General features: G+C 66.8%; 12 protein-coding genes and 1 riboswitch. Of the genes, 4 read left to right on the top strand and 8 right to left on the bottom strand.

The genetic code is table 11. The features are described 5' to 3' along the window. Positions 1–24: 24 nt before the first annotated feature. Genes WKB25_RS11205 through WKB25_RS11195 form a run of 3 tightly spaced genes read right to left on the bottom strand, consistent with a single transcriptional unit; the run spans position 25 to position 3,142 of the window. Positions 25–1,329 carry a HAMP domain-containing sensor histidine kinase gene (locus tag WKB25_RS11205; RefSeq protein ID WP_340570659.1) on the bottom strand — a complete coding sequence of 435 codons (1,305 nt, stop codon included), beginning with the start codon at positions 1,327–1,329 and terminating at the stop codon, positions 25–27. Next, positions 1,326–2,015 (bottom strand): response regulator transcription factor, encoded by a 690-nt coding sequence (locus tag WKB25_RS11200; RefSeq protein ID WP_340570658.1) that lies wholly within the window; start codon positions 2,013–2,015, stop codon positions 1,326–1,328. The genes WKB25_RS11205 and WKB25_RS11200 overlap by 4 nt, the downstream gene beginning before the upstream one ends. 2 nt (positions 2,016–2,017) lie before the next feature. Continuing rightward, positions 2,018–3,142: a type 1 glutamine amidotransferase domain-containing protein gene (locus WKB25_RS11195; protein ID WP_340570657.1), complete on the bottom strand. Its 1,125-nt coding sequence runs from the start codon at positions 3,140–3,142 to the stop codon at positions 2,018–2,020. 105 nt (positions 3,143–3,247) lie between these two features. Between WKB25_RS11195 and WKB25_RS11190 the strand changes: the two genes are divergently transcribed. After that, positions 3,248–3,805, top strand: coding sequence for a DUF3228 family protein (locus tag WKB25_RS11190; protein ID WP_340570656.1), 558 nt, complete (start codon positions 3,248–3,250; stop codon positions 3,803–3,805). A gap of 292 nt (positions 3,806–4,097) precedes the next feature. Further along, on the top strand, positions 4,098–4,220 hold the full coding sequence (locus WKB25_RS11185; protein WP_340570718.1) for a hypothetical protein: 123 nt from the start codon (positions 4,098–4,100) through the stop codon (positions 4,218–4,220). A gap of 67 nt (positions 4,221–4,287) precedes the next feature. Here WKB25_RS11185 and WKB25_RS11180 read toward each other — a convergent pair whose 3' ends face one another. The 5 genes from WKB25_RS11180 to ahcY form a co-directional block, all read right to left on the bottom strand. Beyond that, on the bottom strand, positions 4,288–4,782 hold the full coding sequence (locus WKB25_RS11180) for a hypothetical protein (protein ID WP_340570654.1): 495 nt from the start codon (positions 4,780–4,782) through the stop codon (positions 4,288–4,290). Further along, positions 4,782–5,255: a Cys-tRNA(Pro) deacylase gene (gene ybaK / locus WKB25_RS11175; protein WP_340570653.1), complete on the bottom strand. Its 474-nt coding sequence runs from the start codon at positions 5,253–5,255 to the stop codon at positions 4,782–4,784. Before ybaK ends, WKB25_RS11180 begins: the two co-directional genes overlap by 1 nt. A gap of 171 nt (positions 5,256–5,426) precedes the next feature. Further along, positions 5,427–6,797 carry a peptidoglycan-binding domain-containing protein gene (locus WKB25_RS11170; protein WP_340570652.1) on the bottom strand — a complete coding sequence of 457 codons (1,371 nt, stop codon included), beginning with the start codon at positions 6,795–6,797 and terminating at the stop codon, positions 5,427–5,429. Positions 6,798–6,845: 48 nt separating this feature from the next. After that, entirely contained in the window at positions 6,846–7,613 is a 768-nt protein-coding gene (locus WKB25_RS11165) for a lysozyme inhibitor LprI family protein (protein WP_340570650.1), read from the bottom strand. Positions 7,614–7,939: 326 nt separating this feature from the next. Then, positions 7,940–9,385: an adenosylhomocysteinase gene (gene ahcY, locus WKB25_RS11160; protein WP_099820281.1), complete on the bottom strand. Its 1,446-nt coding sequence runs from the start codon at positions 9,383–9,385 to the stop codon at positions 7,940–7,942. Between the two features lie 36 nt (positions 9,386–9,421). Beyond that, positions 9,422–9,504: riboswitch (S-adenosyl-L-homocysteine riboswitch) on the bottom strand. Between the two features lie 122 nt (positions 9,505–9,626). On the opposite strand from ahcY, the gene WKB25_RS11155 reads away from it, so the two are divergent. Beyond that, positions 9,627–12,143, top strand: coding sequence for a prolyl oligopeptidase family serine peptidase (locus WKB25_RS11155; protein ID WP_340570647.1), 2,517 nt, complete (start codon positions 9,627–9,629; stop codon positions 12,141–12,143). Between the two features lie 235 nt (positions 12,144–12,378). Continuing rightward, positions 12,379–15,090: a phosphoenolpyruvate carboxylase gene (gene ppc, locus WKB25_RS11150; RefSeq protein ID WP_340570717.1), complete on the top strand. Its 2,712-nt coding sequence runs from the start codon at positions 12,379–12,381 to the stop codon at positions 15,088–15,090. Positions 15,091–15,135 lie beyond the last annotated feature (45 nt).

Here is a 15,135-nt window from a genome sequence, read left to right as displayed (position 1 = left end):
GGTGTGGGTCAGTATATCGCTCCATCAAGATGGATGTACAATTGTTGCGTGAGATCGGCCGCGCAGGATCGCCCGCACGCCAAGGGCGTGTCGTTCGATCCGCAGTTGCAGGCCATGGTGATCGCACAGACGACGCATGATCTCCAGGCCGAGACCGCTACCAAGGCTGTCCTGGCCTTTTTCAAAAGGGCGTGGATCGGGCCAGTGGCCAAGGGATGCGTCGCTGCCAGTGCTGTTGTACACCGACAGTTCGCCTGCTTCCATGCTGATGCGCACATGTCCCAGCGGTGTATGGGCGAAGGCATTGCCGATCAGGTTGGCCAGCACCACGCGCAGCGCCGGCTCCGGCGCGCAGAGCGCCGCATCGTCGGTCAATGTCATCTGTACCTCCACTGGCCGTGCGCCGAGCAGAGGAGCCTGTTCAACGATTACCCGCTCCAGCAGCGGTATCAGACGCACCTGCGCGGCGGGTGGCGCCTCGTCCTCGCGGGCCAGGGCCAGCAGTGCCGCCACCGCTTGCTGCAGTTGCAGCGCTGACAAGCGGATATGCTGCAGGTGCTGCTGCCCGCGCTCGGACAGCCCGGGTTCGTGCAGCAACTGGCCAGCAGCGCTGGAAATCACCGCCAACGGTGTGCGCAGTTCGTGGCTGGCATCGCGGGTGAAGGCGTGTTCGCGGGCAACAAAGGCGGCCACCCGTGCGGACAGCCGGTCCACGGCACGCGCCAGCACGCCGATCTCGTCATCGTCGAAGTGAGCAGCCAGGGCGGTGTCTGTCTGCGGCAGCAGTGGCAACGCCTCCACGTGCGCCACGAGCGAGTACAGAGGGCGCGTGCCACGGCGCGCAAGCCACACGCCCAGCAGGATCGCCAGCAGCACCATCACCAGCGCGGTACCGGCCAGCAGGGCCACCACGCCATCGCGGATCGGGCGTACTGCCAGTTGAGAGCTGACCTCGGCGATCAGCCAGGCAGGCCGTGACGGCGGTGGCGGATCCATGCGCCGCACGTGGTAGTGCCGGCCCTGGTTGCCGCTGAATTCAGAACGCCACGGCTCCTGGGTGAATGTGGTCTGCAGATCGCTTGGAAACGCGGTCGTGTCCTGATACAGGCGGATGGCCGCATCGCCTGGCTCGCGCCACCGACCCGTAGCCGCATGGACGGCGAGCTGCGCCTTTGCTTCACGGGTCAGCTGTGCATTGAAAACGCTGTCTTCCACGGCGTACATGAAGACCAGCGAATACAGCCCGAACACCGTAGCAATGAGCAGGGTGAAGGAGGTAAACGCGACGACCAGGCGGCGGCGCAGGCGCTGGATCGGCCGCCGCTTCATGGCGAGGCCTCCAGCCGGAAGCCGACGCCGTGCACGGTGCGCAGCATCTCACCGTCGAATGGCCGGTCCAGTACCTGGCGCAGCAGGTACAGATGCGAGCGCAGCGGATCGGAGGGGGGCGCTTCATCTCCCCACAGGCGCTGCACCAGTTCACTGCGGGTGACGGTGCGCGGCCAGGCTTCGGCCAGCGCCAGCAGGATGCGCTGTGGAACCTGCTGCAGCTCCAGCGCCGTGCCCGCGCGCCAGGCCTGGCCACTGCGCCGGTCGATGCTCAATGCACCGATGTGCAGCAGGTTCGGTTGGCCCACGCGGTGGCGCCGGGCGAGGGCAAGGCAACGGGCCAGCAGCTCTGCGTCGTCGAACGGCTTGACCAGGTAGTCGTCCACGCCGGCAGCGAACCCCTGCAGCTTGTCGTCGATCGCATCGCGTGCGGTCAGCATCAACACCGGCACATGACGGTCGCTGCATTCACGCAACCGCCGGCACAAGGTGATGCCGTCGATGCCTGGCAGTCCCACATCGAGCAGCAGCACGTCCGGTGGTGTTGCCAGTGCCAGCCGCAGGCCGATCTGGCCGTCGGCGGCGAAGTCGACCTGATGGCCCTGGGCCTGCAGCAGGTCGACGATGGCCGAGGCCAGCGGCAGGTTGTCTTCGATCAACAGCAGGCGCAGGCGCTCGGCTTCCATGGTCAGGGCTGCATGCGGGCCAGGAGAGCCTTAGCTTCGTCCAGCTGCGGCTGCTTTTCCAGCAGTGCCAGCAACTGCTCGCGTGCCTGGGCCGTCCTGCCAAGGCGCCAGTGCGCATCGGCGATGGCCACGTCCAGTCGCGGTTCCTGCATGTGCGGGCGGGCCAGCTGCATGATGGCCAGTGCATCGGAGACCTGAGTGCCATCGGCTGCGCCCTGCAGCTGCACGTACCCCAGCATGCCGATCAGCTCCACATGGAAATCGTTGCTGCGCTCTGCCAGCTGCCGCGCTGCGCTGTCATCGCGTCGCTGCAGGTGCTGCTCGACAAGGGCCATGCTGCGTTCGTCACGCCAGGGCTCGCGCGTTGCAGGAGTGCGACCGCTGGCACGCACGAAGGCATCGGCGAGGGCCGCGGTCGAGAACGGGTTCTGCCCGGTCAGCAGCCGGCCATCGACCACCACCTTCGGCATCATCAGCGGTGCCTCCTGCCAGTGCGCCCCCAGTTCGCGCATGCGCGGCTCCAGCTGGAAGCTGAATTCCTTCGCCCAGCGTTTGCCGAACTGGGCTTCCTCTTCCTCGGTGAAACCGGTCATCGCCCGGCCCTGCACAAGCGGGCGTCCATTGCCCAGGCGTACCTCCGCCAATGCGGCGGGGCCGTGGCAGACGGCGGCAACGACGCCGCCCTGTTCCCAGATGCTGGCGATGGTCTGCTGCAGGGCGGTGTCGCCGGGCAGGTCGAACATCGCGCCTTTGCCGCCGATCACCAGCACGCCCTGGTAATCGGTGGCACGAAGCTGTTCTGTGGGAAGCGTGGCAGCCAGCTTGGCAACGGCCTGCTGATCGGCAAGCAGCGCGGCATTGAATGCTTCGGCGGGGTTGTACTTGTCTGCTTCCACGGCACCGCCGCGGGGGCTTGCCACATCGATGGCAAAGCCGTTGCGCTTGAGGATCAACCAGGCTTGGGCGAACTCGTCCATCTCGAAACCGGGGCGGCTCTTGCCCTGGTCGCGGCCCTCGCTGCTGACCACCAGCAGCACGCGCGGCGGCTCTGGGAGAGCCGGGGCCGCAACAGCGGCCAACGGCAGCAGGACCAGCGCCAGCAGGTGGCTCGGGTGGAATCGGAACATGCTCGTCTCTCCTTGGGTGTGCGGCGCAGTCTGCGCGGTAGATGTGAAGCAGACTTCAAGCACGCCGGCGGTTAACCTGAGCCCCTGTTTCCGCATCACATCGCCATGTCCATCGTCCTCACCGATTTCGCCCGCCCCCGCCTGTTCCCGCGCGTGCCGCGCGGCAACACCATCCAGGACTGCAGCGCCGAGCAGTTCGAGGCGCACCTCAACGCGCATCCGCCGCTGAAGGTGCTCGATGGCTATGCACCGTTCTGCAAACTGTTCGTGTACGAGAACTGGACCAGCACGCGCTGCCTGACGGTGCCGATCACCGACGCCAACCGGCACCAGCTGCGCAGTGGCTACGAAGCACGCAACCGTGAGGAACTGCCGGTGCTGGTGCGCTGGTTCGAGGGCGTGGAATCGCCGCGTGCGAACTACCTGGTGGTGATCCTGTACAGCGCCGAGCAGTTGGCCAGGGAGGGCTCGCCGATTGATGCGGACTGGGGCATCGTCGGCTGCATCTACACCGCCGAACCGGAAGAAGTGCCGATGGCACCGATCACCATGATGCGCAATGCGCTGGGTGTGGAGGAGGGCGGTTCGGGCGTGCCCTTGGATCGCGAGGCGTACCAGCGTGCGGTGGCGTTCTGGGAGAGCAATGCCAATTGGCGGCCGTGAATGCACAAGAGCCCGTGGCGCCATGCCATGCGCGACTGCCCTACTGCCCTATGATCGGGCAGGCAAACGCACGGAGGGCGGGGCATGGGTATCGGGGCAAGGATTATTCCACTGCTGCTGCTGGCAGGCATGCTGCCGGCTGCCGTGGTGCTGGCGGCAACGCCGGGCGCTGAGACAGCATGTTCGCCACTGGCGGCCGTTTCCGGGTTGCGCGATGCGGGGGTGACCGCGCTGTCGATGCAGCCAAGGGACGGTTGCCGCTGTCGTTGTCGAGCGGTCCAGCGGCCATGCGCTGCTGGATGAGGCGGCGGTGGACGAGTTGCGCGGCTGGCGTTTCATCCGCACGGATACGAAGAGCACGGTGCCCGAGTTGAGCATCGCGCGCGTGCCGATGCGCTATGAACTGGTGGAGTAGCGGCCATGCCGCCCACGCAGGGTATTGATCTGCGCACTACCGCAGTAGCGCCACGCCATGCGTGGCTTCAATCATCGGTCACAACGATCCACTCCCACCACGGGTAGTGGTACTCGCGGTCAGTGGCGTCCCATTGCTGGCTGCAATGTGTGCAGGCCACCCGATGCCGGTCGCCCCAGCCATCCTCGGCCACGCCCTGTTCCAGCAGCCGCACATGCCCCTGTTCGATCAGCCGGCGTGGGTTGAAGAACAGATAGTCCGGATACAGCGCGCACAAACAGCCGCTGCGTTCGCGCCAATAGTGCAGGCGGTGTAGTGCGGCTTTCAGGTGCACATCGTTGCTGACCAGCGCCCCGCCCAGCTGCACACCATTGCAGGCGTGTTCGATGCGTTCGGCATGTGGCGCCAGTGCGTCAAGCGTAGTGGCACTGAACAACCGCGCCAGCTGGCTGCTCGCCGTGTGGACACGGCTGGCATCGCGCGACAGCAGATCCTGCAGCAGCACGTCGGCCTGTGGATCATCCAGCCGCGGTGGCGGCGATGCGGACCATGGCCAGCGCATCAATGGGGCCTGCCGATCGCGGCGTAATGGCCGCCGGTCAGGCGCAGCAGGTCGGCGGGTGCCAGCTCCACTTCCAGTCCACGCCGCCCCGCGCTGACATGCAACTGCGGCAGCGTCTGCGCGCTGGCATCAAGGAAGCTGCGCAGGCGCTTCTTCTGCCCCAGCGGACTGATGCCGCCGACCAGATAGCCGGTTGCGCGCTGCGCGGCATCGACGGCGGCCATCTCGCATTTCTTGCAGCCGGCGGCTTCGGCCAGTGCCTTCAGGTCGAGCTGGCCGGCCACCGGCACGATCGCTACCAGCAGTTCGTGGGTTTCAGTGCTGGCCAGCAGTGTCTTGAATACCTGTGCCGGGTCCAGCCCCAGCTTTTCGACGGCTTCGCCGCCGTAGGATTCGGCATGGGCGTCGTGCACGTAGCTGTGCACGGTATGGGCGATCTTCTCGCGCTTGAGCAGGTTGATGGCCGGGGTCATGGGGGAATCGTAGCGCGGCCTTCCCCTGCTGACTTGACCGAGGCTACTGCTGCATCAGCTGGTGATGCGAACCGGCTTTCCAGCATCCCGGGGCGGGAAGCTCATCACTTCCACGATGCCCTTCGGTAGATGGATCCACGCCATGCGTGGATCCACCCGATCCATCGCAGATCAGCGCGACAGCGGCTGCTGCGCCTGTGCCTGTTCCTGCGCCTGCCGTTGTGTCTGTTCGACGTTCAACGCTTCGCTCTGGCGTGTGCTGGACGGCAGGTCCTGGCCGACCGCCTGCGCAAGGTCGATGTAGGTGCGGTGCGCTGCAGGATCACCCAGCTGGCCCTGTACCGCGAACACACCCTGGCCATCCGGGCGCGCCACCACGGTGTCCACCTGTGACATGCCGACGACCTTGGACTCGTAGGCGACCTGTCCAGCGGCATTCTCCAGCTGGCCGCGGTCATGGAACAGCGGCGAAAGCCCGCCCTGGCTGCGCTGCTGTTCAAGCGCTTCCAGTTTCTCCACGACCTGCTGATAACGCGGATTGTCGGCGTGCCCGGGCGTGGCCATGCTCGGTGCTGCTGCGGGCGCCGCAGGTTCGGCCTGCTGCTGGCGCTGCAGGCTTGCCGCGTCCAGCGCACCCAGGGTGCCGTTGCCGGCTTTGCCGTCCACCGTCAGATGGTGATCGCGCTGGAATTGCTGGACTGCCTGCAGCGTGCCCGGGCCAAAGTGACCGTCGGCCACCAGCGGTGCACCGTCCTTGCCCGTGTAGCCGAGGTCGGCCAGCTTCTGCTGCATGGCCTGCACCTCATCACCCTTTGCGCCGTTTACCAGCACGCCACTACCAGCCTGCGCACCGGGCGTGGCGGGCGAGCCGTGTGAGGGTGCATGGGTTTGGGTAATGCCCAGCTGGGTCATGGCCGTGTCGAAGCGTTGATCGCGGCTGGTCACGGCCGCAGGTGACTGGATGCCGTACTTGGTTGCATCGACGAAGGTCTGTACGTCGGCCCGGCTTGGTGGATCGCCGGCCTGGACGGTACCGCCCTGCAGCTTCTCCGCATTGCCGGCCAGATAGCTGATGAACTGCGGGCCCATGCTGCCGAACTGGTTGTCATAGTCGGCCATGGCCAGCTGCAGTTCCGGGTTTGCCACGATGGCATCGGCTGCGGCCGGGTTGGTCGCCCGCACCTTGGCGATGGCCTCGTCGACGCGCTCGATGGCGCTGTCCAGCTTGGCGTTGGTGAGCTGGTCGATGTTGGCCTGCGGAATGGCCTGCAGCTTGGCGTCGAGCGCGGCCAGCTGCTGTGTGCTCAGCCCCCCGTGCTGGGACAGCAGTTCGATGTCACCGTTGGTGAAGCCGTTGTCGCGCAGGAAGCGCCTGGCCTGGGGGTTGCCGCCGACGTCGAACTGCACCAGGCCGAACGAGTAGGCGCTGGTGCCCTCCTTGGCGTATGAGAAATGGTCCAGATGGCGGGTGTTGCCGCCCAGCTCGGTGTTGAGGAACAGGGTGGACAGCTGCTCGCGGGTGAGGGTGGAATCCGTTGCCATGGTCATCGTCCTTCAATGAGGGAAAAGGTGCGGGCCGCCCAGCGGATGTCAGCCGGCGCAGTGCTGCTGGGTGAAGCCGAGCAGCTGGCGGGTGGCCTCGGTGCCGTAGGCGGCGGGCGCCGGTTCGATGGCGAACTGGCCGACCATCTGGTTGCTGCACAGCTGTACGTTGCGCTTGCCGCTGGCTGTTTCCTGGGTGCAGTTGGCCGCAAGCTGGGCGTTGTGTCCGCCACCGATATTGGTAGCCGCTGTGCAGCCCAGCAGGCGGCCTTCCTGGCCGTTTTCACCCAGCAGCGTGTTGAAGGTCGCCAGCTGGCTGTTGGGGTCGCGCAGTACCAGCATGTCCACGCACTGCTGCTGGCCGTCGGGCACTTCGCAGGCGTCCTGGTCGACCAGGCCGTCGCGCGTGGCCGACAGCACCTTGAGGCGGTCGGCAACTACCTGTTGCAGGCAGTGCGCGTCGCTGCACAGATCGCGCGTGTGCTGGATCCAGCGCTGTTGCTCGGCCTGCAGCTTGGCCTTGCCGGCGGCATCGAGGGTTTGGCTTGCGGCGGCTTCGGCCTTGGCCAGCTCGCCTTCCTGCTTCAAGAGGGCGGGGTCGTTGCAGATCAGGGTCTGCACCGGCGATGCCGAATCGGCGCAGGCGGTGCTGCTGCCGGCGGCCGCTGCCGCGGCGCTGACTGCCTTGCCGTCGGTGTTGGCCTGTCCGCTGGCTGCTGCAGGCGTCGTGGCCTGGGCATCGCCGGACGGCGGGGTGCAGGCGGCCAGCAGGGCCACCCAGCACAGGGTCATGAGGGGCTTGATGGCGCGGGTCATACGTTCACTGCTGCGCTGCATGTCTATCCTTTGATGTCTGCGTCCTGGCGCATGGCCTGCGGGCGGCAGGCATGGGGCGAACCATGGAACTGGGGGGCCGTGGCGGCCGCGCGTGGCGGGCTGGGCATTGCAACACCCCGAGGCGGGGGCCGTCGGGGGAACAGAGCGTAGCAAGCGACGTCGTAGGACTCTGTGACAGCGCGCGCGGATCGGACTGGCGGGCGCCGGAATGCAGAACGGGCGCCCGAAGGCGCCCGTCCGTGTGCATCCGTTGCTGGGGGTCAGAGCCCTTTCCTGCGGAAAGGGATCCGACCCCGCGCACGGCATCAGTAGCGGTAATGATCCGGCTTGAACGGGCCTTCCACCGGCACGCCGATGTAGTCGGCCTGTTCCTGGCTCAGGGTGGTCAGCTTCACGCCGATCTTCTCCAGGTGCAGGCGGGCCACTTCTTCGTCCAGCTTCTTCGGCAGCAGGTACACCTTGTTCTCGTAGCTGCCCTTGTTGGCCCACAGGTCGATCTGGGCCAGGGTCTGGTTGGCGAACGAGTTGGACATCACGAAGCTCGGGTGGCCGGTGGCGCAGCCCAGGTTCACCAGGCGGCCTTCAGCCAGCAGGAAGATCGCGTTGCCGTTCGGGAAGATGTACTTGTCCACCTGCGGCTTGATGTTGACGTGCTTCACGCCCGGGAAGGCGACCAGCGCATCGACCTGGATCTCGTTGTCGAAATGGCCGATGTTGCAGACGATGGCCTGGTCCTTCATCGCGCTCAGGTGCTCGATGCGGATGATGTCCTTGTTGCCGGTGGTGGTGACGTACAGATCGGCACGGCCCAGGGTCGATTCGATGGTGTTGACCTCGAAGCCTTCCATCGCCGCCTGCAGGGCGCAGATCGGGTCGATCTCGGTGACCACGACGCGCGCACCGTAGGCACGCAGCGAGGCGGCGCAACCCTTGCCCACGTCACCGTAGCCGCAGACCACGGCGACCTTGCCGGCCAGCATGACGTCCATCGCGCGCTTGAGGCCATCGGCCAGCGACTCGCGGCAGCCGTACAGGTTGTCGAACTTGCTCTTGGTGACCGAGTCGTTGACGTTGATCGCCGGGATCAGCAGGGTGCCGGCCTGTGCCAGCTGGTACAGGCGGTGCACGCCGGTGGTGGTTTCTTCCGAAACGCCCTTCCAGTCCTTGACCACGCGGCCCCAGTAACCCGGGCGCTCCTTGGCCACGCGCTTGAGCAGGTTCTTGATGACCTGCTCTTCGTGCGAGGCGGCCTTTTCGTCGACCCAGGTGCTGCCGTTTTCCAGTTCGTACCCCTTGTGGATCAGCAGGGTCACGTCACCGCCGTCGTCGACCACCAGTTCCGGGCCGGTCAGGGTGCCGTCGGCCAGGGTGAAGGTCAGCGCGTCCAGGGTGCAGTCCCAGTACTCTTCCAGCGACTCGCCCTTCCAGGCGAACACGGGGGTGCCGGTGGCGGCGATCGCCGCAGCGGCGTGGTCCTGGGTCGAGAAGATGTTGCACGAGGCCCAGCGCACGTCGGCGCCGATGTCCTTCAGGGTCTCGATCAGCACGGCGGTCTGGATGGTCATGTGCAGCGAGCCGGTCACGCGCACGCCCTTCAGCGGCAGCTCGGCCTGGTACTTGCGGCGGATCGACATCAGGCCCGGCATTTCGTGCTCGGCGATGTCCAGTTCCTTGCGGCCCCAGTCGGCCAGGGTGATGTCGCGGATCTTGTAATCGCCTTCGGTGGAGAAGGTCTTGGCAACAGCATTCATGCAGTAGCTCCGGTTGTGGGCGAGCGGATGCTCGCATCTGGCCGGGCGCCGTTGTTGCAAAGCCACCTGGCCGAGCCTGGCCGGTCTCAGGGGATCCGGTCGCAGCGCCCCTCGGCAGGGGAGGATGCCCATTATATCGCGGCTCCGCTGTGACACAGCGATGACCCAACCATCGGCAGATGGGCGGATGTGCATGGCCTGTTAAGGTCGGGGGTTCACGCAGCGAACAGGTGGAACAATGATGAGCATGCACGCACGCCGCAACCGGCGCTTGACTGGCCTGGTCCTGTCGATGGCCCTGCTGGCGGTGGTCCCGCAGGCCTGGGCTGCGGCCCCGCAGGCGGCACAGACCCAAGCGCAGGGCGTGACCGGTTACGAGCTGCCCTCTGCCGCACTGCAGGCGGTGGTCGACGCGCCGCGGGCACCGTCACTGTACCTGTCGCCACGCCGCGACGTGGCCGCACTGATGCAGATGCCGTCGCTGCCGTCGATCCAGGTGGTGGCGCAGCCCGAGCTGAAGCTGGCCGGCCTGCGCATCAATCCGCGCACCTTCTCCGACAGCCGCTTCAGCTTCGGCCAGAAGCTGTGGCTGATGAACGTGGCGGACGGCAAGGAGCGGCAGATCAGCGGGTTGCCGGCCTCGTTGTCGATTGCCAGCCTGACGTGGTCGCCGGACCAGAAGTGGCTGGCCTTCAACCAGGTCGATGCCGCTACCGGCGCCAATGAACTGTGGCTGGTGGACGTGGCCGGCGGCAGCGCCCGTCGTCTGCTCGCCGGCCTGAACACCGTCCTTGGCAGTGGCTACCAGTGGTTGCCGGACAGCCGTGGGTTGCTGGTGTTCACCCGCCCGGCCAACCTGGGCGCCGCACCGGCCGCGGATGGCATTCCGACCGGCCCGGCCGTGCAGCAGACCAGCCAGGGCGGGGGCGTGGTGTCCATCCGCACCTACCAGGATCTGCTGAAGAACGAGGCCGACGCGCGCCAGTTCGATTACTACGCCACCACTCAGCCGGTGGAGGTCAGCCTGGACGGGCAGAGCCGTGCCATCGGTGCGGCCGGCATCTTCATGGGCTTTGCGGTGTCGCCCGATGGCCGCTTCGTGCTCAGCCAGCCGGTGCAGCGCCCGTACTCCTACGTGGTGCCGGTAAGCAGTTTCCCGCGCCGCATCGAAGTGCTCGACCGCAGCACCGGCAAGCTGGTGCATACCGTGGCGGTGCGTCCGCTGGTGGAAGGCCTGCCGACCGGTAACGATGCCGAAGTGACCGGCGTGCGTGACATCAGCTGGCGCGGCGATGCCGATGCCACCCTGGTGTGGGCCGAAGCGCAGGATGGCGGTGACCCGAACAAGGAGGCCAAGGTACGCGATGCGGTGTTCATGCAGGCCGCACCGTTCGACACGCCGCCGGTGACCCTGGCCCAGCTCGGCAGCCGTTACGCCGGCATCAGCTGGGGCCGTGGCGACCTGGCCCTGCTCAACGAATCGTGGTGGAAGACCCGCCGCAGCAAGACCTGGCTGATCGCACCGGACAACGCCAGCGCCGATGCCAGGCTGCTGTGGGACCGCGATGCGCAGGACCGCTATGCCGATCCGGGGCGTCCGCTGATGGCCAGCGATGACCGCGGCCGCTCGCTTCTGCAGACCACCGCCGATGGTGGCAGCCTGTACCTGGCCGGAGCCGGTGCATCGCCGGAGGGCGACCGTCCGTTCGTCGATCGTTTCGACGTGGCCAGCGGCAAGGCGACCCGCCTGTTCCATTCGCAGGCACCGGCCTATGCCGCGCCGGTGACGTTGCTGGATGCGCAGGCCAGTTCGCTGCTGATCAGCCGCGAGAGCCCGGACGAGCCGACCAACTTCTACGTGCAGTCGCTGGCCGACACCAACGCTCCACCGCGTGCGCTGACCCACTTCGCCCATCCGCTGCCGCAGTTGAAGGGCGTGCAGAAGGAGCAGATCCGCTACAAGCGCAAGGACGGCGTGGACCTGACCGCGACCCTGCTGCTGCCGCCGGGCTATGACCCCAAGCGCGATGGTCCGCGGCCGCTGCTGATGTGGGCCTACCCGGGTGAGTTCAAGAGCGCGGCGGCCGCCAGCCAGGTGACCGATTCGCCGTACCGCTTCAACGCGATCAGCTACTGGGGCCCGCAGGCGTTCCTGGCCAAGGGCTATGTGGTACTGGCCAGCCCGTCGATGCCGATCATCGGTGAAGGCGACAAGGAACCCAACGACACCTACATCGAACAGCTGGTGGCCAATGCGCAGGCCGCAGTGGACGAGGTGGTGCGTCGTGGCGTGACCGATCGCGATCACATCGCCATCGGTGGCCATTCCTACGGTGCGTTCATGACCGCCAACCTGCTTGCGCATACCCGCCTGTTCAAGGCCGGCATCGCCCGCAGCGGTGCCTACAACCGCACGCTGACCCCGTTTGGTTTCCAGGCCGAAGAGCGCAACTACTGGCAGGCGCAGGACGTGTACCAGAAGATGGCGCCGTTCAATTACGCCGACCGGATCAAGGATCCGATCCTCTTCATCCATGGCGTGGACGACAACAATTCGGGCACCTTCCCGCTGCAGAGCGAGCGCATGTTCGCTGCGGTGAAGGGCTTGGGCGGCACTGCCCGCCTGGTGATGCTGCCGAACGAATCGCATGCCTACCGTGCACGCGAATCGATCATGACCATGCTGGCCGAAAGCGAGCGCTGGCTGGAGCAGACCCTGGGCCCGGTGCAGCAGGGCAACGCCAGGAAGAAGCGCTGACCCGCATGAGGGCGGCCCCCACAACGGGGGCCGCCTGTGCGGCTGCGCCGCCGCCCGAGCATGGGCTCGGGCGCTACACGGTATGGCGCGTGATGACGTCTGTAGAGCCGAGCCCACGCTCGGCTGCTTCTGCTGCGGATACGTGCAGATGAAACCATTTCCGCATCGCAGCATCGTGCGTAATCTGGTTTAGGCTTGGGGTCTGGATACGTTGACCGAGGCCTGTGCGTCGCCGATGAACGAGTACCGCAGCAGTATCGAGTTCGCTTCCCCCGATCTTCCCCTGCGTGACGATGTGCGCCGTCTCGGTGCACTGGTCGGCGACCTGCTGGTCGAGCAGGTGTCGGCCGCTTTCCTCGACGACGTCGAGGACGTGCGTACGCGTGCCATCGCCCGTCGCGAGAACCAGGCACCGCTGTCGGAGCTGGCCGATGGCCTGGCCGGGCGTGCGCCGCAGCAGGCCGAGACCATGGTGCGTGCGTTCAGCACCTACTTCCAGGTGGTCAACATCGCCGAGCGCGTGCATCGCATCCGCCGACGCCGCGATTACCAGCGCGCCGTTGCCGCTGCACCGCAACCCGATGGCCTGCAGGACGCCCTGCAGCACCTGAAGTCACAGGGCGTCGGCCTGGACGAACTGGCGCAGTGGCTGCCACGCATCGATATCGAGCCGGTATTCACCGCGCACCCGACCGAGGCCGTGCGCCGCGCGCTGCTGGAAAAAGAGCAGCTGATGGTGGCCAGCCTGGTCGACAACCTCGACGGTCAGCGCACGCCGGGTGAGGCCGCCGCAGACGCCGCGCGCTTCCGCATGGCATTGACCGCCTCGTGGCAGACCACCGATTCCTCGCCGGTGCGTCCGACCGTGGACGACGAGCGCGAACACGTCGGCTTCTATCTGGTGCAGGTGCTGTACCGGGTGATTCCGGTGCTGTACGAATCGCTGCAGCAGGCGTTGCGCGATACCTATGGCGAAGAGCTGCCGTTGCCACGCCTGCTGCGTTTCGGCACGTGGGTGGGCGGCGACATGGACGGCAATCCCAATGTGGATGCGCACACCATCCGCAACACGCTGGATGCACAACGCGTTGCCGTGCTGGGCCAGTATCAGAAGGAGTTGCTGCAGCTGGCCAGCCTGCTCAGCCAATCCACCGAACGGGTGGGGGTGAGCGATGCACTGCAGGCGCGTGTCGCGCATTACCAGCAGTTGCTGCCGCAGGTGCAGTCGCGGCCACGCCATGCCGACATGCCGTATCGGTTGCTCAACGACCGCATGCGCGCACGCCTGCAGGCCACGCTGGATGATGCCGACGGTGCCTATGCCGGTCCGGACGAGCTGATCGATGACCTGCAGCTGATCCTCGACAGCCTGCGTGCGAACCGTGGCGAACATGCCGGCGGCTTCGCCGTGCAGCGCCTGCTGTGGCGGGTGAAGACCTTCGGCTTCCATCTGGCGCGGCTGGATGTGCGCCAGGAATCGAGCGTGCATGCGCGCGCGCTGGCGGCCGTGCTGGGTGGCGACGCGGCATGGGACGCATTGGATGCAGCCGGACGCGCACGCCTGCTGGCGCCACATGCCAGTGGTGAAACACCCTTGCCCGTTGGCAATGATGAGGGCAACCAGCGCTTGGATGCGGTGTTCGCTGCATTGGCCGATGCGCGTGCGCGGCATGGTGGCGACGCGCTCGGCAGCTACATCATCTCGATGGCGCACGACCGTGGCGATGTGCTGGCAGTGCTGGCACTGGCGCGTCGTGGTGGACTGGTCGATGACGCCGGCAGCGTGCCGCTGGATATCGCGCCGCTGTTCGAAACCGTAGACGACCTCAAGCGCGGCACCGCGACGCTGCGCGATCTGCTGGCCGATCCGGTGTACCGCGCGCATCTGCATGCACGCCACGACGTGCAGATGGTGATGCTCGGTTATTCGGACAGCAGCAAGGATGGCGGCATTGCCGCCTCGCGCTGGGGCCTGCAACGTGCGCAGGTTGAACTGCTGGAGGTGGCCGCCGAAGCGGGCCTGCGCCTGACCTTCTTCCATGGCCGCGGCGGCTCGATCAGCCGCGGTGGCGGCAAGACCACGCACGCGGTCGATGCCTCGCCACGCGGCAGCATCGATGGCCGCCTGCGGGTGACCGAACAGGGGGAGGTGATCCACCGCAAGTACGGCATCCGCGCGCTGGCGCTGCGCTCGCTGGAGCAGGCCACCGGTGCGGTACTGCGCGCCAGCCTGCGCCCGCGCGCCGCCGAGCCGCGCGAGGACGCGTGGCGGCCGGTGATGGACGTGATCGCCGGCTCCAGCAGCGAGGTCTATCGGGCGTTCGTGGGCCAGCCGCGTTTCATGGATTACTTCCGCACCGCTACGCCGATCGATGTGATCGAACGGATGACGCTGGGGTCGCGGCCTTCGCGCCGGCTCGGCCAGGATGCGGCATTGACCAACCTGCGTGCGATTCCGTGGGTGTTTGCCTGGAGCCAGGCGCGGGCGGTGATTCCGGGCTGGTATGGCGTCGGCAGCGGCCTGCAGGCGGCGGTGGACGCCGGCCATGAAGCCACGCTGCGTGAAATGGCGCGGGACTGGCCGTTCTTCCGCACGTTCCTGGATGACATCGCGATGGTGCTGTCCAAGGGCGATATCACCATCGCCGAACAGTTCTCGCGGCTGTCAGGCGAGCTGCACGATGCGTTCTTCCCGCAGGTTGAACGCGAGCTTGAACTGACCCGGCACTGGCTGCTGGCGCTGATGGGGCAGCAGACCCTGTTGGACCACGACGCGCGGCTGGCGCTGTCGATCCGCCTGCGCAATCCCTATGTGGACCCGATCAGCGTGCTGCAGGTGGACCTGCTGCAGCGCTGGCGCGAAAGCGGGCGCGAGGACGACGACCTGCTGCGCGCGCTGGTGGCCTGCGTGAATGGTGTTTCGCAGGGCGTGCAGAACACCGGGTGAAATGCATCCGCCGGGCATGGCCCGGCGCTCCCTGCTTCGGTGGGT

The organism is Stenotrophomonas sp. G106K1 (genome assembly GCF_037969685.1).
Classification (GTDB): Bacteria; Pseudomonadota; Gammaproteobacteria; order Xanthomonadales; family Xanthomonadaceae; genus Stenotrophomonas; species Stenotrophomonas lactitubi.
The sequence above is the reverse complement of the archived record's forward strand: the minus strand, read 5'-3'. Positions and strand labels throughout refer to the sequence as shown.